Origin of the sequence: Pseudosporangium ferrugineum (assembly GCF_003002065.1) — a bacterium.
Taxonomy (GTDB): Bacteria; Actinomycetota; Actinomycetes; order Mycobacteriales; family Micromonosporaceae; genus Actinoplanes; species Actinoplanes ferrugineus_A.
Genome location: NZ_PVZG01000008.1, coordinates 313,142 through 332,508 on the forward strand (window position 1 = coordinate 313,142; position 19,367 = coordinate 332,508).

At 72.4% G+C, this 19,367-nt stretch carries 13 protein-coding genes and 2 pseudogenes; 4 read left to right on the top strand and 11 right to left on the bottom strand.

Features of this window, described 5'->3' with window-relative positions:
• Positions 1–231: 231 nt before the first annotated feature.
• The 3 genes and pseudogenes from CLV70_RS41105 to CLV70_RS19325 form a co-directional block, all read right to left on the bottom strand.
• On the bottom strand, positions 232–2,694 hold the full coding sequence (locus CLV70_RS41105) for an ATP-binding protein (protein ID WP_245908329.1): 2,463 nt from the start codon (positions 2,692–2,694) through the stop codon (positions 232–234).
• 687 nt (positions 2,695–3,381) lie between these two features.
• Positions 3,382–3,813 (bottom strand): annotated as a pseudogene (locus CLV70_RS19320) (adenylate/guanylate cyclase domain-containing protein); the annotation flags it as partial.
• 599 nt (positions 3,814–4,412) lie between these two features.
• Positions 4,413–4,646 (bottom strand): FmdB family zinc ribbon protein, encoded by a 234-nt coding sequence (locus CLV70_RS19325; protein WP_106127966.1) that lies wholly within the window; start codon positions 4,644–4,646, stop codon positions 4,413–4,415.
• Between the two features lie 121 nt (positions 4,647–4,767).
• On the opposite strand from CLV70_RS19325, the gene CLV70_RS19330 reads away from it, so the two are divergent.
• From CLV70_RS19330 to CLV70_RS19340, 3 genes and pseudogenes are all read left to right on the top strand, one after another.
• Positions 4,768–6,063: a lysozyme family protein gene (locus CLV70_RS19330; RefSeq protein ID WP_106127909.1), complete on the top strand. Its 1,296-nt coding sequence runs from the start codon at positions 4,768–4,770 to the stop codon at positions 6,061–6,063.
• 81 nt (positions 6,064–6,144) lie between these two features.
• Positions 6,145–7,167: a GNAT family N-acetyltransferase gene (locus CLV70_RS19335; RefSeq protein WP_106127910.1), complete on the top strand. Its 1,023-nt coding sequence runs from the start codon at positions 6,145–6,147 to the stop codon at positions 7,165–7,167.
• A 143-nt stretch (positions 7,168–7,310) separates the two neighbouring features.
• A pseudogene (locus tag CLV70_RS19340) lies at positions 7,311–9,635 on the top strand (lamin tail domain-containing protein); the annotation flags it as partial.
• 208 nt (positions 9,636–9,843) lie between these two features.
• Here the strand turns inward: CLV70_RS19340 and hemB are convergent.
• The 8 genes from hemB to CLV70_RS19380 all read right to left on the bottom strand — a co-directional run bounded on the left by hemB (position 9,844) and on the right by CLV70_RS19380 (position 18,107).
• The gene (gene hemB, locus CLV70_RS19345) at positions 9,844–10,833 is read right to left on the bottom strand and encodes a porphobilinogen synthase (RefSeq protein WP_106127911.1); all 990 of its coding nucleotides are present in this window, start codon (positions 10,831–10,833) and stop codon (positions 9,844–9,846) included.
• 73 nt (positions 10,834–10,906) lie between these two features.
• Entirely contained in the window at positions 10,907–12,493 is a 1,587-nt protein-coding gene (locus CLV70_RS19350) for a bifunctional uroporphyrinogen-III C-methyltransferase/uroporphyrinogen-III synthase (RefSeq protein WP_106127912.1), read from the bottom strand.
• Positions 12,490–13,419, bottom strand: a complete 930-nt coding sequence (hemC, locus tag CLV70_RS19355) for a hydroxymethylbilane synthase (RefSeq protein WP_106127913.1) — start codon at positions 13,417–13,419, stop codon at positions 12,490–12,492. The genes CLV70_RS19350 and hemC overlap by 4 nt, the downstream gene beginning before the upstream one ends.
• On the bottom strand, positions 13,416–14,711 hold the full coding sequence (locus CLV70_RS19360; protein WP_106127914.1) for a glutamyl-tRNA reductase: 1,296 nt from the start codon (positions 14,709–14,711) through the stop codon (positions 13,416–13,418). Before CLV70_RS19360 ends, hemC begins: the two co-directional genes overlap by 4 nt.
• Positions 14,708–15,448 carry a redox-sensing transcriptional repressor Rex gene (locus tag CLV70_RS19365; protein ID WP_106127915.1) on the bottom strand — a complete coding sequence of 247 codons (741 nt, stop codon included), beginning with the start codon at positions 15,446–15,448 and terminating at the stop codon, positions 14,708–14,710. The genes CLV70_RS19360 and CLV70_RS19365 overlap by 4 nt, the downstream gene beginning before the upstream one ends.
• A 245-nt stretch (positions 15,449–15,693) precedes the next feature.
• Positions 15,694–16,335: an HAD family hydrolase gene (locus tag CLV70_RS19370; RefSeq protein WP_106127916.1), complete on the bottom strand. Its 642-nt coding sequence runs from the start codon at positions 16,333–16,335 to the stop codon at positions 15,694–15,696.
• A gap of 9 nt (positions 16,336–16,344) precedes the next feature.
• Positions 16,345–16,593, bottom strand: coding sequence for a glutaredoxin family protein (locus tag CLV70_RS19375; protein WP_106127917.1), 249 nt, complete (start codon positions 16,591–16,593; stop codon positions 16,345–16,347).
• Positions 16,590–18,107 (bottom strand): AMP-binding protein, encoded by a 1,518-nt coding sequence (locus tag CLV70_RS19380; RefSeq protein ID WP_245908319.1) that lies wholly within the window; start codon positions 18,105–18,107, stop codon positions 16,590–16,592. The genes CLV70_RS19375 and CLV70_RS19380 overlap by 4 nt, the downstream gene beginning before the upstream one ends.
• 311 nt (positions 18,108–18,418) lie before the next feature.
• On the opposite strand from CLV70_RS19380, the gene CLV70_RS19385 reads away from it, so the two are divergent.
• A complete protein-coding gene (locus CLV70_RS19385) occupies positions 18,419–19,351 on the top strand; it encodes an ECF subfamily RNA polymerase sigma factor, BldN family (RefSeq protein WP_106127919.1) in 933 nt (310 codons plus the stop codon).
• Positions 19,352–19,367: the final 16 nt, after the last annotated feature.

Below are 19,367 nucleotides of genomic sequence, written 5' to 3' on the forward strand. Positions count from 1 at the left end.
TCCGTGCTCGGGACCAGCTCCGTGCTCGGGTTCCAGCTCCATGCTCGGGTTCCAGCTCCATGCTCGGGTTCCAGCTCCATGCTCGGGTTCCAGCTCCATGCTCGGGTTCCAGCTCCATGCTCGGGGCCGGCGCCGCGCCCGGGGCCAGCGCCGCGCCGCGCCGCGCCCGGGGCCAGCGTCAAGCCGCGCCACGCCCGGGGCCGGGGGTCGGGCGCCGGCGTCGCGCCGGTCTCAGGCCAGGGTGTGGGCGAATCTCGCCGAGCCGAACTCCAGGTCGGGGTGCTCGACCGCCAGCGCCGCCGCCACCGCCCGGCTGAAGCCCATCTCGGCGCCCCTCGCATACGCCGCGTCGAAGGCCGTATCCCCCAGCCGCCGCCGCAACATCGCCTGCTGCGCCGCCCAGAACGCGCCGAACTGGGTCGCGCGCCGGGCGCCCTGGACCGACTCGGCGCCGCCGAACAGCATCGCCGCCGTACCCGGATCGTCGCCGAGCGCGCACCGCACCGCGATGGCCGCGACGGCGTCGGCCGCGGCCCCCCGGAAACCGTGCCGCAGCCGGGACCGCAGGGCGACCACGAGATGGTCGTGCGCGGCGACCAGGTCACCGCGGCGCAGGGCGACCATCCCGAGCAACCAGTCCACCGTACGGCGACCCCGGTCCTCCGGCCGCCCCGCCTCGACCAGCCGGGCCCCGCCGAGCAGCTCCGCGGCCTCGTCCAGGGCGTCCCGGCGCCACAGCAGCTCGGCCAGCGCGATGATCGTCGGCAGCGCGGCGGTCGGCGCCCCGGTACGGTCGGCCGCGGCGATGACCTCCCGGCACACCTGCTCGGCCTCGGCGGTGCGCCCGGCCTCGATGAGCGAGACGCGGTGACCGGCGAGCGCGCGCACCACCATCGCGGAATCCCCGGCGGCACGCGCGGCGGCCTCGGCCCGGTCCAGGAACCGTTCCCGCTCGTCGCGATCGGGGCACAGCCCGGCGTGCACGAGATAGGCGGAGGCCATCTCGGCGTTGGCCACCGGCAGCCCGTCGAGCCGGCCGTAGAGCCGGTACAGCAGGTCACGGCCCTGCCGCGCGCCGCTGTGCTCCCGCCACCACGGGTCCAGCGCACCCACCAGCCGCAGGCCGGCGCGCGGATCGCCGCCCGTCACGCACCAGCGGAGGGCGGTCTCCCACTCCTTCACGTACGGCGAGAGCTCCGTGAGCGACACCGTCCGAGGCTGACCGTCGGTGTCCACCACGACCCCGTCCAGGGTGTGCAGCGACCAGTCGACGTGGCTGTCCCGGGCCGCCTGTTCCTCCCCCGCCGCGAGCAGCCGGCGGGTCGCGTACGCCCGGACCTGCTCGGACATCCGGTACCGCGGCCCGGACACGACCTCGACGAGCGACCGGTCGGCCAGCTCGGTGAGCGCGCCGAAGGCGTCGCCGCCGCACCATTCGACGGCGGCGAGCTCGACCGGCCCGGCAAAGACGGCAAGCCGGCGCAGCAGCGCCGCGGCGTGCTCACTCAGGCCACGGTAGGACCAGTCGAGGTTGCGGGTCAGGCTGTGATGCCGATCCCAACCGCCACCGGCCAGGGCCTCCAGCGAATGCGCCCCGCCGCGCCCGGCGCCGGGACGACCGTCGTCGAAAGGGCTCGCCGCCGCACCGGGCCGCCCAGCGGGAGCACCGCCCGCGCCCGACAGAGGGCGGACGGCGTCGAACGGGCCCGACGCAGGGCGGACGGGGTCGAACGGGCCGGACGGAGGGCGGACGGCGGGCTCGGGCGGGCGGACGGGTTCGCGGCCGGCGTCCAGGGCGGCGATCGGGTCGTCGAGCCTGGCCGCGAGCTGCGCCGCCGAGAGCAGCCGCAACCGGTCGGCCGCAAGCTCGATGGCGAGCGGATGACCGTCCAGCTTCGACGCCACCCGGCCCAGATCGGCCGCCTCACCGTCCCGCGGGGGCCGGCCACCCCGCGCCGCCGCCACCCGGTCGGCGAGCAGCGAGTAGGCATCCGCGGGCGCCATCGCCGGCAGCCGCCACACCACCTCGCCCGGCACCCCGAGCGGCGCCCGCGACGTGGCCAGCACGTCGAGCCGCGGGCACGCGGACAGCAACCGCCGCACGAACTTCCGAACCTCGACCGGGAGCGCGTCGCACGTGTCGAGCAGGAGCAGCATCCGCCCCTTCCGGCACCGCTCGACGATGGAGTCGATCAACGGCCGGGCCGGCTCGGGCCGCACACCCATCGCGGCGGCCAGCGCCACCTCGGGCCGGCCCTCCGCAAGATCGACGACCCAGACCCCTTGCGGGTACGCCGGAAGCACCTGCTCAGCCACGACATGAGCCACCCGCGTCTTGCCGGATCCGCCCGGGCCGGCCACCGTGAGGATGCGGTTGTGCCCGACGAGTCCCCGCAGCTCGGACACCTCGGCGAGCCGCCCCACGAAGGACGTGACCGGAGCCGGCAGATTGTGCATGGGCGCCGCCGCCGTACGCGGGTGCGGGAAACTCCGCTCCAGCCCCGGCGCGACGATCTGGAACAGCCGCTCGGCGTCGTCGAAGCCCCGGAGCCGATGCAGCCCGAGATCCAGCAGGTCGACCGCCGTGTCATCGGCCGAAGCGGACGTCAGCACGAACCGCGGCGCCTCGGCCACCAGGGTGCCCCGCCTCGAGGCCGTACGCGGCAGCTCGAAGACCCACGTGTCGGAAGGCATGTCCCGCGGCATCTGCCCGGCACCCACCCGCCGTGACGCCTCGTTGGTGGACGCTCCGTGGGAGCGTGCGGCTTCGCTCCGTAACGTGCTCTGCACCCGGGACACGAACGCGGAGCCCATGTCCCTCCCCCCGACACCGTCCCTGCCGCCGGCACCGGCCCTGCCGCCAGCGCCCTCCCTGCTCCCGGCACCGTCCATGCTCCCGGCGCCCTCCCTGCCGCCGGCACCCTCCCTGCCGCGGGCGCCGGCAACCGTCTCCATCGCCTCGGTGGGCGCGTCCACCCCGAACCCGCCACGCCCGCCCCCACCGGCCCGGCGCCGCCCCCCGGCGGACCGCGCCGTCCCGGACGACCGCGCCCCGCCCGAGAAGTCCCCGGCGGCGGGCGTCGCCGCGAAAGGCGCCGTCATAGAGGGCGCCGCCGCAGAGTGCCCCATGGCGGAGTGCCCCGCCGCGGACTGCCTCGCCGGGGAGCGCCCCGCGGCGAAGGGCTCCGTGGCCGAGTGCCCCGTGGCAAACGAACCCGTGGCAGAGGGCCCCGTGGCAGAGGGCCCCGTGGCAGAGGGCCCCGTGGCAGAGGGCCCCGTGGCAGAGGGCCCCGTGGCGGGGGGCGCAGTAACGGGTCGGGTGGCGGAGAGGTCCGTGACGGAGGGCGCAGAAACGGGTCGGGTGGCGGACGACCGGGTCGTGGCGGCGAGGGCGGTCGCCTCCGAGCAGAGGATCTGTCCACCGTGCGCGGCGGACGCGACCCGGGCGGCGCGGTGGACCTCCGCGCTCGTGTATTCGCCGGCCACCGGCCTGGCCCATCCGGTGTGGAGGCCCATCCGCACGCGCGGCGCCACCTCGGGGCTCGGCCACGGGTAGTCCGCCAGCGCCCGCTGCGACGCCACGCAGGCCGCCACGGCCGAGGCCGCGTCCCCGAACGCCACGAAGAAGGAGTCACCCTCGGTGAAAAGCTCTACCCCGGAGTGATTACGCAGCGCACGCCGAACCACAGCGCGATGAGCATTCAGCACGCTGCCGTAGTTCTCACCCAGCAGCTGGGCCAGCCGCGTGGAGCCTTCGATGTCGGTGAACATGAAGGTCACCAGCCCACTGGGCAGCTCGGTCCGTCCCGACACGGTAAGAACCTCCGCCCCCTTGGGAAGTCGCGCTCCATGGTGCCGCACCGCATTCCCGCGGCACATCGTAGAAACGGTCGGTAACCGTCCACCCGCCACGACCGACCCCGGAAGGGCGACCCCCGGACGAGTAGTCAACGTTTACGCAGGGCACTACGCGTGACGTAACGACGCGGTTCACGTTCGAGTCACGCCATGAAAGGTCATTTCCGCCGAACCACACGGACCGCCCGCCCGAAGTCACCCGGCGCAACGACAAGTGCGACTCCGCGAAGTGATTGCCCGAACACGACCAGAGACCGCCCTCACTGGACAATCCCTGGACCCGCAAGTTCGACGCAGAGTCACCTCGCGATCGGCCCTCACCCCGGAGACGCGAGCGGAACCTGCCCAGGTCACCGCGCGGAACCGTCAAGGCACGGCGACAAAGCCGTCGACACCACCGCGAGAAACCCATCGAGGTCACCGCAAGCAAGCCGTCGAGGCCACGGCGAGGAAGCCGTCGAGGCCACCGCAAGCAAGCCGTCAACGCCACCGCAGGAAGCCGTCGAGGCCACCGCGAGGATTCCCGGCGACATCACCGCGTAGGAGCCGCCGAGTCAGCAGCCGCACGCACCGCCGCAACAACCGCCTCCGCCCCCGCCGCCACCACCACCGGCCGAGGGCATCGACGGCAGGCCGCCACCCCGGCCGGTCACTGCGACCGTGGACAGCAGCTTGACCGTGTCCAGATGGCCCTGCGGACAGCTCGCCGGGGCCGAGGACTCGGCCATCGGGCGGTTCAGCTCGAACGTGTCGCCACATGCGCGGCATCGGAAGTCGTATCGCGGCATCAGCACAGGGTATGGGCTCGGCGGGTTGATCCGCTGCATCGCAGGCGCGTAGTTGTGGACAAGTGGCATAGGCCGGGATGCATAGCTTCAGGGGTGGCCCCCGCCCGGTAGTCTCTTGCGGGTGGTTGACGGGCAGGAAACACCCTCGAAGCGTCCGGCGGCACCGCATCACGGCGGGCCGCTCGGCAGCTCGGGTGCGGCCCCCGAAGACAAGCCCCCCGCGGCCGAAGCCAAGGCCGCCGGCGAGCAGTCCCCCCAGGAAAAAACCCCCGAAGCCAAGCCGCCCACAGACAAGCCGGCCGCAGATAAGCCGACTGCGGAAAAGCCGGCCGCGGACAAGCCGAGCGAGCCAGCGGCCGACAAGAAGGACAAGCCAGGCGACGCCAAACCCGAAGCCGACAAGCAGGCCGACGGCAAGAAGGCCACCCCGAAGGACCCGGAAGAACCGGCCCCCTCGGACGCGGTAGCAGCCCTCGCCTCCCGCAGCCGCACCACCCGCGCCCTCCGCGCCGCCAATCCCGTGCGCGTCGCCCGCAGCACCTCCGACTGGGCCAAGCGCCCGACCGGCCGTTTCATCCTGCCCGCGATCGTCGCCGTGCTTCTCCTCGGCGCCGCCGGGACGGCTGGCGCCTATCTCGTGCCGCAGGCTCTCGAGGCCGTGCCGACCCCCAGCGCGAACCCGTATTTCGGGGCTGACGCGCAGGCCCCGCCGGCTCCGGTGCCGAGCCTGGGCGGCGGCCAGCCGAGCCTGCCCGGCCTGCCCGGCACGAGTTCCGCCCCGACGGTCGGCGGGGCCCTGCCCACGGCGCCGCCCACGGGCGCACCCGGCGCACGACCCGCCGATGCCCTGTCCGGGTGGGCGCAGCAGACCGGCACCCGGGTCGGCATCCCGGTCGTCGCCGTCCAGGCGTACGGCTACGCCGAACTCGTCGTCGCCAGGACGGCCCCGTCCTGCCACCTGAGCTGGACCACCATCGCCGCCATCGCGAAGGTCGAGTCGTCGCACGGCAGCGCGAACGGCGCGGTGCTCGGCGCGGACGGTTCGGTGTCGCCGCCCATTCTCGGGTTGCCGCTCGACGGCAAGGGCGGCCGGCAGCTCATCGCCGACACCGACCAGGGCCTGCTCGACAAGGACACCCGGTTCGACCGCGCGATGGGCCCGCTCCAGTTCATTCCGCAGACCTGGAATGAGATCTCCGCAGGCAACGCGGTGGACGCCGACAACAACAGCGTCTCGGACCCGAACGACATCGACGACGCGTCCCTCGCCACGGCCCTCTACCTGTGCAAGGGCGGGCGGGACCTGTCCAAGCCGGACGCCTGGTGGGACGCCATTCTGTCCTACAACGCCGTACGCCCGTACGCGCAGAAGGTCTATGAGGCGGCCAACGAATACGGCGTGCGCAGCCGAGCTTGATAAACAACCCACAGTGACGAAGCGCGTACATTTGCCCACCCGGCACTTCCCAGCAGGTCGGAATACCGGCAAGCTGTACGCGTGAGGGTGCGTGAATGGGATCCCCGGTCCGCGTCGGACGCGGAGATCCGATCGCTCGTGGAGACGCTGAACCAGGTGCTGGCGGCGGACCTCCCGGACGATCCACCGTGGCTGGAGGTGCAGGTCAGGGACTATCTGGCCGAGACCATGCCGGGTGAGCGCCGGATCAGCTGGGTCGCCGAGGACGACCGGCTCCCGGAGGGCGAGGGCACGGTTTTCGGGCATGTCACCCTGCTCCTGCTCGGCGACATCGGCGTCCTCGAGGTGCTGGTGCATCCCGATCTGCGCCGTCGCGGGCTGGGCCAGCAACTCGTCGCGGTCGCCGCCCGCCGGTCGTATCTGGAGGGTTTTTCGTCGATAGGGGTCGAGGCGATCGGCGACACTCCCGCCATTCCCTTCTACGAGTCGCTCGGCTTCGAACGGGAATTCGTGGAGACCCGCAGCGTGCTCAACCTCTCCGGCGTGGACTGGAACGCCCTCGGCACGATGGCGAGCGGCATCAGCTCCGGTTACACGGTGGAGTTCCATCCGGGCGGGCCGCCGGCGGAGCTGCTGGAGGCGTACGCGCTGGCCAAGCTCGAGGGCCAGGACGGCGACGACAACGACCTGGATCTGCGCCCGAGTTCGTCCGACCCACAGCGCCTCCAGGACAGCCTCGACACGCTGCACCGCCGCGGGCTGAAGCCCTACATCGTGCTGGCCATCCACGAGGCGACGGGCGCGGTCGCCGGGCTCACCGAGGTCGTGGTGCCGGCGCAGCACCCGGAACGCGCCGACCAGTACGACACCATCGTCGTGCGGGAGCATCGCGGTTACGGGATCGACCGGGCGATCAAGGCCCGGATGCTCTTCGAGCTGCGCCGGGCCGAGCCCGACCTGCGCGAGGTGCAGACGTGGAACGCCCAGCACAACGAGTCGATGTTGAAGGTTAACGCCGAGTTGGGCTTCCAGTCCGACCGTGACTGGTACGAATACGGCGCCGACGTTGCGCAACTGGTACAGAGACTCGAACCCGCGGACTGACCTGGGGCTTTAGGGTCGGCGTACCCCCTGTCCCGATCCGTTGTGGAGGCTTCGTGCGCTACCGACGCATAGTGCCCTTTCTGACTGTCCCCCTGCTGACGACCGTGCTGATCCCCGGCGTCGCCCGGGCGGCCGACGACCCGTTGACCGTCGGCGCGGTGCAGGGCAGCACCACGTCGTCGCCGCGCACCCACCGCTCGCCGCTCGCGAACGCGTCGGGCAACGGCACCAGCAGCACCCTCTACGAGGTGCGCGGCGTGGTTACACAGCGCACCCTCGCGCGCACCTCCGCGGGCGCCGACCAGAACGGCTTCTTCCTCCAGAGCCGCAGGGGCACCGAGGACGGCGACCCGGCGAGCTCCGACGGCATCTTCGTCTTCATGGGTACCTTCACCTCGCTGATCGGCGGCTACGTGCCCACCGTGGGCGACGAGATCGTGGTCAGGGCGCGGGTCTCCGAATACTTCTCCATGACGCAGCTGTCCAGCGCGTCGCTCGTCACCAAGCTCGCTTCGGAGGTGCCGCTGAGCGAGGTGCAGACCGACGACGCCACGCCGCCGGTCGACGCCGCCGCCGCGGACCTGTTCTGGGAGCGGCACGAGGGCATGCAGCTGCGGGTTCGCTCGGGTTCCGGCGTGGTGTCCGGGCGCAACGTCTTCAGCGACACGGCCGATGCCGAGATCTGGGTCGTGGACGCCGAGGACCCGCTGCTGGACCGGGCCGACCCGTACGCACGGCGCGTCTTCCGCGACGCCCACCCGCTCGACGACGACCCGGCGCGTTTCGACAACGGGAACGGCAACCGGATGCTGCTCGGCCCGATGGGCGTGAAGGCCACCGCGGGCGACAACAGCACGCTGCTCCCGCCGGCGAAGACCTTCGACACGCTGTCGGGGGACGCGGTCGGCGGCCTCTACTACGCGTTCAACAAGTACGGCATCCAGCCGTCCACGGCGGCCTTCACCCCCGGAGCCGACCCGTCGAAGAACAGCCCGCCGAAGCCCGCCAAGCGTGGTGCCGAGTTCGCGGTGTCCACCTACAACGTGGAGAACCTCTACGACTTCCGGGACGACCCGTTCGACGGCTGCGACTTCACCGGCAACAGCGGATGCCCGGGGGTCAGCCCGCCGTTCGACTACGTGCCGGCGAACGAGGCCGAATACCTCGAGAAGCTGGGGAACCTGGCCGACCAGGTCGTGAACAGCATGCACTCGCCGGACGTCATCCTCGCCCAGGAGGCCGAGGACCAGGACATCTGCACCGTCTCGGGTGCCGTTCTGAGCTGCGGTGACACCAACAACGCCGATGGTCGGCCGGACACCCTGCAGGATCTGGCGCTGACGATCAAGAAGGCGGGCGGCCCCGATTACGCGGCGGCATACGACCGTTCCGGCGCGGACGCCCGCGGCATCACGGCGGCGTTCCTGTATCGCACCGACCGGTTGTCGCTGGCCACGCCGGCGGCGGACGACCCGGTCCTGGGCGCCGCCCCGCAGGTGGAATACCGCGGCGCCCCGCTGGCCGGCAACACCGAGGTGTCGAACCCGAAGACGCTGAACGCCGTCCTCCCGGCCGACGTCGACAGGTCCACGGGCGTCGACGGCACCAACGTCTACACCCGGGCACCGCAGGTGGCGCTCTTCGACGTGAAGGCCGCGCCCGGAGCGAGCGAGCACTTCCAGCTGTGGGCGGTCAGCAACCACTTCAGCTCCGGCCCGGACAGCCGGGTGGGCCAGCGCCGGGAGCAGGCGGCCTACGGCGCCGCGATCGCCACGGCCATCGAACGGGGCGACGAGCACGCGCGCATCGCCTACGGCGGCGACCTGAACGTCTTCCCGCGCCCGGACGAGCCGGTGCCGGCGAAGCCGGGCGACCAGTTGGGCCCGCTCTACGACGCCGGCCTGGACAACCTGTGGGACGACCTGGTGGCGGAGGCGCCCGCCTCGGCCTACTCCTACGTCTTCGACGGCCAGGCGCAGACGCTGGACAACCTCTTCGTGAACGACGCGCTGCACGGCGATCTGATCGAGATGCGGGCCGCGCACATCAACGCGGACTGGGCGGCGGCGGACGAGGCCAACGGCTCGAAGGGGTCGAGCGACCACGACCCGCAGGTCGCCCGCTTCGCGTCGAAGGCGGCGCTGACCGTGGCCGACGCCTCCGTGGCCGAGGGCGACAGCGGCACGACCGCGCTCGCCTTCCCGGTGACGTTGTCGCGGCCGCTGAGCCGGCCGCTCACCGTCTGCGCCACCGCGGTGCCCGGGTCGGCCTGGCCGGTCGTCGACTTCGCCGCCTACCTGAGCTGCAAGACGATCCCCGCGGGCGAGACCGGCGTGACCTTCGCCGTGAAGGTGCGCGGTGACCGCCTGAGGGAGCCGGACGAGACCTTCACGCTCGCGGTCACGGGCATCGGCGATCTCCGCCGGGGCGACCCGTCGGCGACGGGCACCATCAAGAACGACGACTGACGAAACGACGAGTGACGAACTGCCGGGTCCGCCACGCGCGGGCCCGGCGCTTCTCTTTTCCGGTACGCCTTTGAGCACGCGGCCAGGATGCCGGAATCGGCCGACCGGCACGGGCAGCCCTGTGGACAACCCCGCATTGTGGATAACTCAAGCCGGAGCCCCACGCCGGAGTAGGTTTCCGGCATGAGCCAGACAAGCCCGGTGAAGGTCAGTAACGGTCGCGGAGGAGCCGCGCGGCCTCGGTCGCCCAGTAGGTCAGGATGATCTGCGCGCCGGCCCGCTTGATCGACGTCAGCGTCTCCAGCATCACGCCCTGGCGGTCGATCCAGCCGTTGGCCGCTGCCGCCTCGACCATCGCGAACTCGCCCGACACCTGGTAGGCGGCGACCGGCACGTCCACGCGCTCACGGACGGCGGCCACCACGTCGAGGTAGGGCAGGGCCGGCTTGATCATGATCATGTCCGCGCCCTCGGCCACGTCGAGGTCGACCTCACGCAGCGCCTCGCGGAGGTTGCCGGGGCTCTGCTGGTAGGTGCGGCGGTCGCCCTGGAGGGTCGACTCGACGGCCTCGCGGAAGGGGCCGTAGAAGGCGCCGGCGAACTTCGCCGCGTAGGCGAGGACCGCGACATCCTGGTGGCCGGCCTCGTCGAGGGCCCGGCGGATGACGCCGACCTGGCCGTCCATCATGCCCGACGGTCCGACCACGTGGGCTCCCGCCTCGGCCTGGGCGACGCCCATCCGCGCGTAGAGGGCCAGCGTGGCGTCGTTGTCGACCGTGCCGTCGGCGGCGAGGACGCCGCAGTGGCCGTGGGAGGTGAACTCGTCGAGACACAGGTCGCCCATGACGACCGTGGAGTCGCCCACCTCGGCGACGACGTCCCGGAGGGCGACGTTGAGGATGCCGTCGGGGTCGAGACCGCCCGATCCGGTCTCGTCCTTGTGCTCGTTCGTGGGTACGCCGAAGAGCATGAGCCCGCCGACGCCGGCCCGGACCGCCTCGTGGGCGGCCTTGCGCAGCGATTCGCGGGAGTGCTGCACGACGCCCGGGAGGGAGGAGATCGGCCGGGGTTCGGTCAGCCCCTCCTTGACGAAGAGCGGCAACACCAGCTCGGCCGGGGACACGCGGGTCTCCTCGACCAGCCGTCGCATGGCGGTCGTGCGCCGCAGCCGGCGGGGGCGGACATCGGGGTACGCCATGCTGACTCCCTGAGCTGACGGATCCGGGAAACGTGCCGGGCCGGAAGCGATGCTCCCGGCCCGGATGGAACGACTAGCGGAACCGCAGCGCCGTCGGTCCCTGCACCTTCGAGCCCCGGCGCTGCTTGGCCGGCATCGCGGCCAGCTTCTCGCGGAGCTCGACCGCGTAGGACGCGAGCGCCTCGACCAGGTCGGGCACCGAGGCGTGCTGCGGCTGGACGTCGACCCGCAGGCCGAACTCCGTCGCGGTCTCGGCCGTCTTGGGGCCGATCACCGCGACCACCGTGCGGGCGTGCGGCTTGCCCGCGATGCCCACCAGGTTGCGGACCGTGGAGGACGACGTGAACAGGACGGCGTCGAAGCCACCCGACTTGATCGCGTCGCGGATGTCGGCCGGCGGCGGGGCGGCGCGGACCGTGCGGTACGCCGTCACGTCGTCGACCTCCCAGCCGCGCTCGATGAGGCCGGCGGCCAGCGTCTCGGTCGCGATGTCGGCGCGCGGCAGCAGCACCCGGCCGACCGGGTCGAGGATCTCGTCGTGCGGCGAGAATTCCGCCAGCAGGCCCTCGCTGGACTGGTCGCCGGCGGGGATCAGCTCCGGCTGGATGCCGAACGCGCGGACCGCGTCGGCCGTCGCCTCGCCGATGCAGGCGATCTTCACGCCGCCGAAGTGGCGGGCGTCGAGGCCGTGCTCCGCGAACTTCTCCCAGACCGCGCGGACCGCGTTGACCGAGGTGAAGACGACCCAGGCGTACCGGCCGTCGACCAGGCCCTTGACCGCGCGCTCCATCTGCGCCGGGGTGCGCGGGGGCTCGACGGCGATCGTGGGGACCTCGCACGGGATGGCCCCGTACGCCCGCAGCCGGGCACTCATGGCGCCCGCCTGCTCCTTGGTGCGCGGGACGAGGACCTTCCAGCCGTACAGCGGGCGGTTCTCCCACCAGCTCAGCTTGTCGCGCTCGGCGACCTCCGCACCGACCGTGAGCACCACGCGCCCGGTGAAGCCGAGCGCCGCCGCGACGAAGCTGTCGACCGTCGACGTGGTCGTGTACTGGGTCTCGCCGGTGCCGTCGCCGGTGACGCCGACGGCGGTGCCCGGCTCGACGCCCGAGGCGAGGAGGCCGTCGCGGACCGCGGCGAGGTCGCCCGCGTCCACCGCCACCGCGAAGGAGCCCTTCTGGGCCGCCGCGGCGAGCGCGTCGAAGTCGACCGCCGTCACGTCGTCGATGTCGGCCACCGTGCGGACGCCGGGCAGCGGGACACCCGCGTACGTGGCGACGCCCTCGGCCTGGCCCAGGCCGGGCACCACCTCGAAGTGCACGGCGGTGCGGGCCACGGCCTGGACCTCGCGCACCACGGAGTCGTGGCCGAACGGGTCGCCGGCCACCAGGTGCACGGCGGAGAGGCCGGACTTGGCGGCGGAGAGCAGCACCTTGGCGACGTCGCCGGGAGCCCCCTCGGCCGGGCTGAACTGGGTGTCGTCCTTGGCCTCCGCCCGGATCGCCGCGAGCAGCGACTCGGGGACGCCACGGTCGTAGACGACCTGGTCGGCGTCGGCGAGGGTGTCGTGGGCCCGGCGCGTCAGCAGCCCCGGGTCGCCGGGTCCGGCGCCGACGAACGCGATGCGTCCGGCGCTCTTGCGGGCGGTGCGGGTGGTCATTCTGTGCTCCCCATCAGGGTGTCGGCGCCGGCTTCGAGGAGATCGGCGGCGAGCGCCTTGCCGATCTCCGCCGCGTCGGCGGGCGTTCCGGTGCGCGACAGCCGGACAGCTCGGGCCCCGTCCGGGCTGATCACCGCACCGCGCAGGTAGATCTCGTCGCCGTCCTCGCCTTCGGCGAGTTCGGCGTGTGCCGCGACCGGGGCGGAGCATCCGGCCTCGAGCGTGGCGAGCAACGCCCGTTCCGCCGTGACGGCGGCGCGGGACGGTGCATGATCGAGCGCCCCCAGCAGCTCGACCAGGTCTGCGTTGCCGGACCGGCACTCCACCGCCAGCGCACCCTGGGCAGGGGCGGGCAGCATGAGCATCGGGTCCAGCGTTTCCGTGATCTCGGCGGCCCGGCCGAGACGCACCACGCCGGCCCGCGCCAGAACGATCGCGTCGAGGTCGGCCCCGGGACCGAGCACCCGTGCGATCCGGCTGTCGATGTTGCCGCGGATCGGCGTGACCTGCAACTGTAGGCCCAAAGCATGGATTTGCGCGATTCGGCGCACCGCGCCCGTGCCGATGGTGGTCCCCGGGGCGAGCTCCGCGAGGGTCTGCTGGTCGCGGGCGATCAGCACGTCGCGGGGGTCCTCCCGCTGCGGCACGGCGGCGATGTGCAGGCTCGGGTGCTGCGCGGTGGGCAGGTCCTTGTACGAGTGCACGGCGAAGTCGATCTCGTCGGCCAGCAGCGCGTCCCGCAGGGCGGACACGAACACGCCGACGCCGAGCTGGGCCACCGGGGCGGCGGAGCGGTCTCCGGCGGTCACGATGCGGACCAGCTCGACCGGCACGCCGGTGCGGGCGGTCAGCTCGTCGGCGACCATCTGGGACTGGGCGAGCGCCAGTGCGCTGCCCCGGGTGCCGAGGCGCAGCGGGGTCCTCACGCTTGTCCTCCGATCTCGGGCACGGCGTCGGCCTGGGTGGCGTGCGGAACGTCGAGGTCGAAGAGCTCCCGCAACAGGGCCGCATACTGGTCGCCGCCGGGCTCGGCCGCAAGTTGGCGAACCCGGACGGTGGGTGAGTGCAGCAGCTGCTGCACGACCCGGTGGAGGGTACGCGAAACGTCGGCCCGCTGCTCCTCCGTGAATTCCGGCCGGCGCGAGGAGAGCTTGCGCAGCTCCGCCGCGACCACCTCGTCGGCGCGGGTACGCAGGGCGGCGACCGTCGGGGCGATCTCGGTGCCGCGCAGCCAGGCCAGGAAGTGCTCGACCTCGGCGGTGACGATCTGCTCGACGGCGGCGGTCTCGGCGGCGGCGGGGAGCGTACGGCGGCTCGCGGCGAGCCCGTCGATGTCGACGACCGTCACGTGGGGCAGCTCGGCGACCTCCGGGGCGACGTCCCGGGGCACCGCGAGGTCCAGCACCACGAGCGGGCGGTCACGGCCGGCCAGCCGGTCGGCGGTGAGCACGGGCTCGGTGGAGGCGGTGGCGCAGACCACCACGTCGGCGTCACGCAGGGCGGTGTCGAGGTCGGCGAAGTCCACGGCGGTGGCGCCGTACGCCTCGGCGAGCCGGGCCGCGCGGGCCGCGCCTCGGTTGGTGATCCGCAGCGGCCCGACGCCGGTGCGGGTGAGGGTCGCCACGGAGAGCGCGCCCATCGCCCCCGCGCCGATCACCAGGCCCGGACGGCCGCCCAGGTCGCCGCCGAACGCGCCGGCCGCGACGTCCAGGGCGGCGGTGACGACGCTCTGCCCGGCGCGGTCGATGCCGGTCTCGGCGTGCGCGCGCTTGCCGACCCGCAGCGCCTGCTGCATCAGCTCGTGCAGGAGGCGGCCGGCCGAGTCGGCCTCGGTGGCCGCGTGGTAGGCGTCGCGCAGCTGGCCGAGGATCTGCGCCTCGCCCACGACCATCGAGTCGAGGCCGGACGAGACCCGGAACGAGTGGCGCACGGCCGCCTCGTCGTAGTGCACGTACAGGTGGCCGGCGAGCTCGCTGGCGCCGATCCCGGACTGCTCGGCGAGCACCCCGCAGACGTCGCCGAGGCCGCCGTGGAAGCCGGTGACGGCCGCGTACACCTCGACCCGGTTGCAGGTGGAGAGGACGACCGCCTCGCCGACGTACGGCTGGGCGACGAGCTTCTGGAGCACGCCGGGAATGTCGGATCCGGCGATGGTGAGACGCTCGAGAGTGCCGACCCCGGCGGTCCGGTACGACGCGCCGACGCTGAGCAGATTCACGACCCGACCGCCTCCTGGTTGCCGGCCTGTTCCGCCCGTCCGCCGGGGAGGGCGGTGAGCGAGGCCTTCCGGTGCTCGTGGAACGAGAGGATCTGCAGCTCGATGGCGAGGTCGACCTTGCGGACGTCGACGCCGGCGGGCACGGAGAGCACGCACGGCGCGAAGTTGAGGATGCTGGTGACCCCCGCGGTCACCAGCTCGTCGGCGACGCCCTGCGCGGCGCCGGCCGGGGTCGCGATGACCCCGATGGTGATGCCCTCCTCGACGACGGCGCGGCCGAGCTCGTCGATGTGGCGCACCAGGAGGCCGTTGATCGGCTTGCCCACGCGCTCGGGGTCGGCGTCGAAGAGCGCGACGATGCGGAAGCCCCGGCTCGCGAAGCCGTCGTAGCCGGCCAGCGCGTGCCCGAGGTTACCGACGCCGACCAGCGCGACGGCGCGGCGCTGGTCGAGGCCGAGGATGTATTCGATCTGGTCGATCAGCAGGGCGACGTCGTAGCCGACGCCGCGGGTGCCGTACGACCCGAGGTGCGAGAGGTCCTTGCGGAGCTTGGCCGAGTTGACGCCCGCCGCGGCCGCGAGGCCCTCGCTGGAGACCGTGTCCGCGCCGGTCTCGGCGAGGTTGTGCAGGGCACGCAGATACTCCGGTAGCCGCGCGATCGTCGCTTCCGGCAGATCCGGGAAGGCGGGCACCGCACCGGTTTTCCCGGGCGTGTTTCCATGACGCTGCTGACTCATCTGACTCCGTGCCGACAAGGTGGCGAACCTGCGGTGAGCCCTCTGTGGCCTGGATGGACCGGCTGTGGTAGCGGGGCTCTTCGGAGTCACAGAGTAGGCGCTTGTGAAGGCGTGCACAAATCGCGATCTTGATAGCGGAACTGGACAAAGATCGAGTCAGCGTGTAATCGCACGCCGACACCTGTCCGAGTATTACCGCTTCCGCGCCCCCGCGACCACCTACGTCGGCATACCGACGACGAGTATCACAACGCCTTGGCCAACGAGACCGCTTCCATCAGGCTGTCGGCGACCGGGGCGCCGGATTCGCGCAGCCGGACCGGGTCGGTGAAGCCGCCGGTGTAGAGCACGCAACGCGCGCCCACCGAGGCCGCCGCGTCGGCGTCGTCGATCGAGTCGCCGATGAGAATCGCCTGCTCACCCGGGACGTCGAGCTGCGACAGGTGCCGGGCGAGGTGCGCCGCCTTGAGCCCGCCGTCGACCTCGGTGGGCCGGCCGTCGATGCGCGCGAAGACCCCGGCGAGGCCCCGAGACTCCACCGCCGGGACCAGTTCCTCGTGAAACCACATCGACAGCAGCGACTGGGAGCCCGGCCAGGACCTGATCGCGGCCTCCGCGTCGGCGGCGAGCGGGATGGTGGTCAGCCCCATCCGGTACGCCTCGTGGAAGATCCGGTCGAGCTCCTCGAACTCCTCCTCGGTGATCGCCCGCTCGAGGATCTCGGCGTAGAACTCCGACACCGGACGCCGGAAGCGCCGCCGGTGCTCGTCCGAGTCCACGCTGCGGCCACCGATCGCGGCGAACGTCTGATTGGTGGACGAGACGACGAGCGAGAGGTCGTCGAGGAGGGTGCCGTTCCAGTCCCAGACAAGATGAGTACGCGCCACGGCGAGAGGCTACAGCCGAGGGGCCCCCGGCGGTCGAGCGATATCCCGCAGCAGCCGGTCCTCCTCGACCCGCCAGTAGCCGTGTTCCTTGCCGTCGAGCAGCACCACCGGCACCCGGTCGCCGTAGTCGCGCTCGAGCTCGATCGAATCGGACACCTCCACCCGGGTCCACCCGTCCGCGACGATCCGGTCCAGCACCGCCTCCGCCTCCTCGCACAGGTGGCAGCCGGTGCGGCTGATCAGGGTCACCCGGGTCATCGCAGCTCTCCCTTGCGTACCTTGCCGATCGCCGAGTGCGGTAGCTCGGCCACCAGCTCGATCCCGGACGGCAGCTTGAAGCGGGCCAGGTGCGCGGCGCAGAAGACCTGCAGCTCGGCCGGGGTAGGCGGCGGGTTCCGGGCGGGGACGACGTACGCGTACGGCACCTGACCGGTCTGCGGGTCGGGCACCGCGATCACGGCGGACTCGGCCACCCCCGGGTGCGCGTCGAGCACCCGTTCGATCTCCGCCGGGTAGACGTTGAAGCCGTTCACCAGGATGAGCTCGCCGATCCGGTCGACCAGCACGAGATCGCCGGCGGCGTCCGCGTACGCGATGTCGCCGGTGCGCCACCAGCCGTCGGCGTCCGGGCCGTCGCGCCCGTCGGGCCAGTAGCCGGAGAACAGGTTCTCGCCGCGCACCACGATCTCGCCCGGGTCCGTGCCGTCGGCGTCCGAGAGGTCGATCTCCAGGTCGTCGGCGTGCGCCTCGGACGTCGTGCCGTCGTGCCACAGCACCGCGCCCTCCGCGGAGCGCAACAGCAGCGAAACTCCGGGGAGTGGCCGTCCGATGGAGGCGACCTTCTCGCGGTCACTCACCGCGGTCGTCGTGAGGACCGGGGCCGCCTCGGTCAGGCCGTACCCGATCAGGATGGTCCGCCCGGTCGCGGCGGTGAAGCGGGCCGCGTCGTCGGGGTCCAGCGGCGCGGCCCCGCACACCGCGGTGCGCACCGTACCGAAGTCCGGCGCCGCCTCCCGCGACCACGCCGCGTACATGGAAGGCACCCCTACCACGGCAGTGACCTGGTGTTTCTTGATCAGGGCCAGCGTCGCGGCGGGATCGAACCGGTCGACGAGCACGCCGCAGGCGCCGTGGTGGGCGACCGCACCGAGCCCGGTGTTCAACCCGTACGCATGAAAGAACGGGATCGCGAGCAGCACCACGTCGTCGGCGCCGAGCACGGGCGGCTCGATCCGCTGCAACTGCTCGTGATTGGCAGTGAGAGCACGGTGCGTGAGCATGGCGCCCTTCGGCCGGCCGCTCGTGCCGGACGTGTAGAGCAACACCGCGAGGTCCGTCGCGGCCGGCCCCCGCGCCGCGAGCGCCGGACCGTCGTCCGTCAGAAGCGAAGGCGACGGTACGGCCACCCCCTCACCCAACCGCAGCCGTCCCAGCACCGCCTCCTCGGCGACCACCCGGACCGCCCCGCTGTCACTCAGCGCGAAGGTCACCTCGTCGGCCGTGTAGCCGGGATTGAGCGGCACCGCGACCCGCCCGGCGCGCAACACGCCGAAGTACGCCGCGGCGAAGTCGAAGGTGTTGCCGAGAATGATCGCCACGCGGTCGCCCGGCGCGGTGCCGCGGGCCAGCACCCGGGCCGCCCGATCGACGCGTTCGTCGAGGCCGGACCACGTGAGCACGGTGTCGCCGGCGATCAGAGCGGGGCTGTCGGGCCGGCTTCGCGCGGCATCGCGCACCGGATCACGGGCCAGGTCGTCGGTCAGATCTCCCACGACGCCCGAGTCTGGCACACCAACCACCCGAACGGGGTGTGCCGGACAGCCTGTCCGCACCCGTTTCGAGAGTGTCCTACATGGTGGCAGAAGTTCTGCATGTCGCGTCTGCGCCACTTCGGGATAATTTCGCGCAGCGCACACAGTGTGCGACTCCGTGTGTTCACAGTCCGCAATACTTCCCGTCTGTGTAACGGAGTCCACATCCGTGGGTGAGGTCGGCCTGCTCCACCGGGCCGCTTCACCCCGTTTTGTTGTGGACCGGCTTTCGGACACACCTCATCGACGGCCCGCCGGGTCAAGGAGGCGCAGTGAGTCATGTGTACGCCGGCGACCCGTACGGCCGCGACTATTTCGCGGCTTTCCCCACCCTCCCCGAGGGGCTGAGCGCCCTGCGCGAAGGCCTCGCGGAAGCCATCCGCGGCGACGGGCCGAAGCGGACGCGGAACCGGCCGCACATCAACGAGTCGCCGCGGGGCCATCTCCCCCCGACGGGGAACGTCAAGGGCGGACGCGTCGCCGTGCCCGGCCGCCCCCAGCCGCCGCAGCAGCCCGGGGCCGAACGCCGGGCCGGCGCGGTCGAGGGCGACCAGAACGTCGTGGTACCGAGTCAGAGCACGACCGGGCCCCCGGCCCAGGCCGAGCCGCCCAAATATCCGCCGCGCCCCGATCCCGGCGACGCCGCGGCCGAGGTCTGGGCCCTGGTCGAGCGCGCACAGGGCGGCGACTCCGCGGCCTTCGGACTGATCTACGACCGGTACGTCGACACCGTCTTCCGGTTCGTCTACTTCCGCGTCGGCAACCGCCAGCTCGCCGAGGACCTCACCTCGGACACCTTCCTGCGGGCGCTCAAGCGCATCGGCAGCTTCACCTGGCAGGGCCGCGACCTCGGCGCCTGGCTCGTCACGATCGCCCGCAACCTGGTCGCCGACCATTTCAAGTCCGGGCGCTACCGCCTCGAGGTGACCACCGGTGACGTCCTCGACGCCGACCGGGAGGACCGAGGCCCCGAGGGCAGCCCCGAGGCCGCCGTGGTGGACCACATCACCAACGTCGCCCTGCTGACCGCGGTCAAGCAGCTCAATCCGGAACAGCAGGAGTGCATCGTGCTCCGCTTCCTGCAGGGCTTCTCCGTGGCCGAGACCGCCCGCACCATGGGCAAGAACGAGGGTGCCATCAAGGCGCTCCAGTACCGGGCCGTCCGGGCGCTCGCCCGGCTCCTGCCCGAAGGGTTCCAGTGGTGACGGCAATTTTCCCGAT

Bases quoted from the DNA above. Each gene is read 5' to 3' on its own strand.
- CLV70_RS41105 (WP_245908329.1), bottom strand. From the start codon at position 2,694: ATGCCTTCCGACACGTGGGTCTTCGAGCTGCCGCGTACGGCCTCGAGG.
- CLV70_RS19325 (WP_106127966.1), bottom strand. From the start codon at position 4,646: ATGCCGCGATACGACTTCCGATGCCGCGCATGTGGCGACACGTTCGAG.
- hemB (WP_106127911.1), bottom strand. From the start codon at position 10,833: ATGGCGTACCCCGATGTCCGCCCCCGCCGGCTGCGGCGCACGACCGCC.
- CLV70_RS19350 (WP_106127912.1), bottom strand. From the start codon at position 12,493: ATGACCACCCGCACCGCCCGCAAGAGCGCCGGACGCATCGCGTTCGTC.
- CLV70_RS19365 (WP_106127915.1), bottom strand. From the start codon at position 15,448: ATGAGTCAGCAGCGTCATGGAAACACGCCCGGGAAAACCGGTGCGGTG.
- CLV70_RS19375 (WP_106127917.1), bottom strand. From the start codon at position 16,593: ATGACCCGGGTGACCCTGATCAGCCGCACCGGCTGCCACCTGTGCGAG.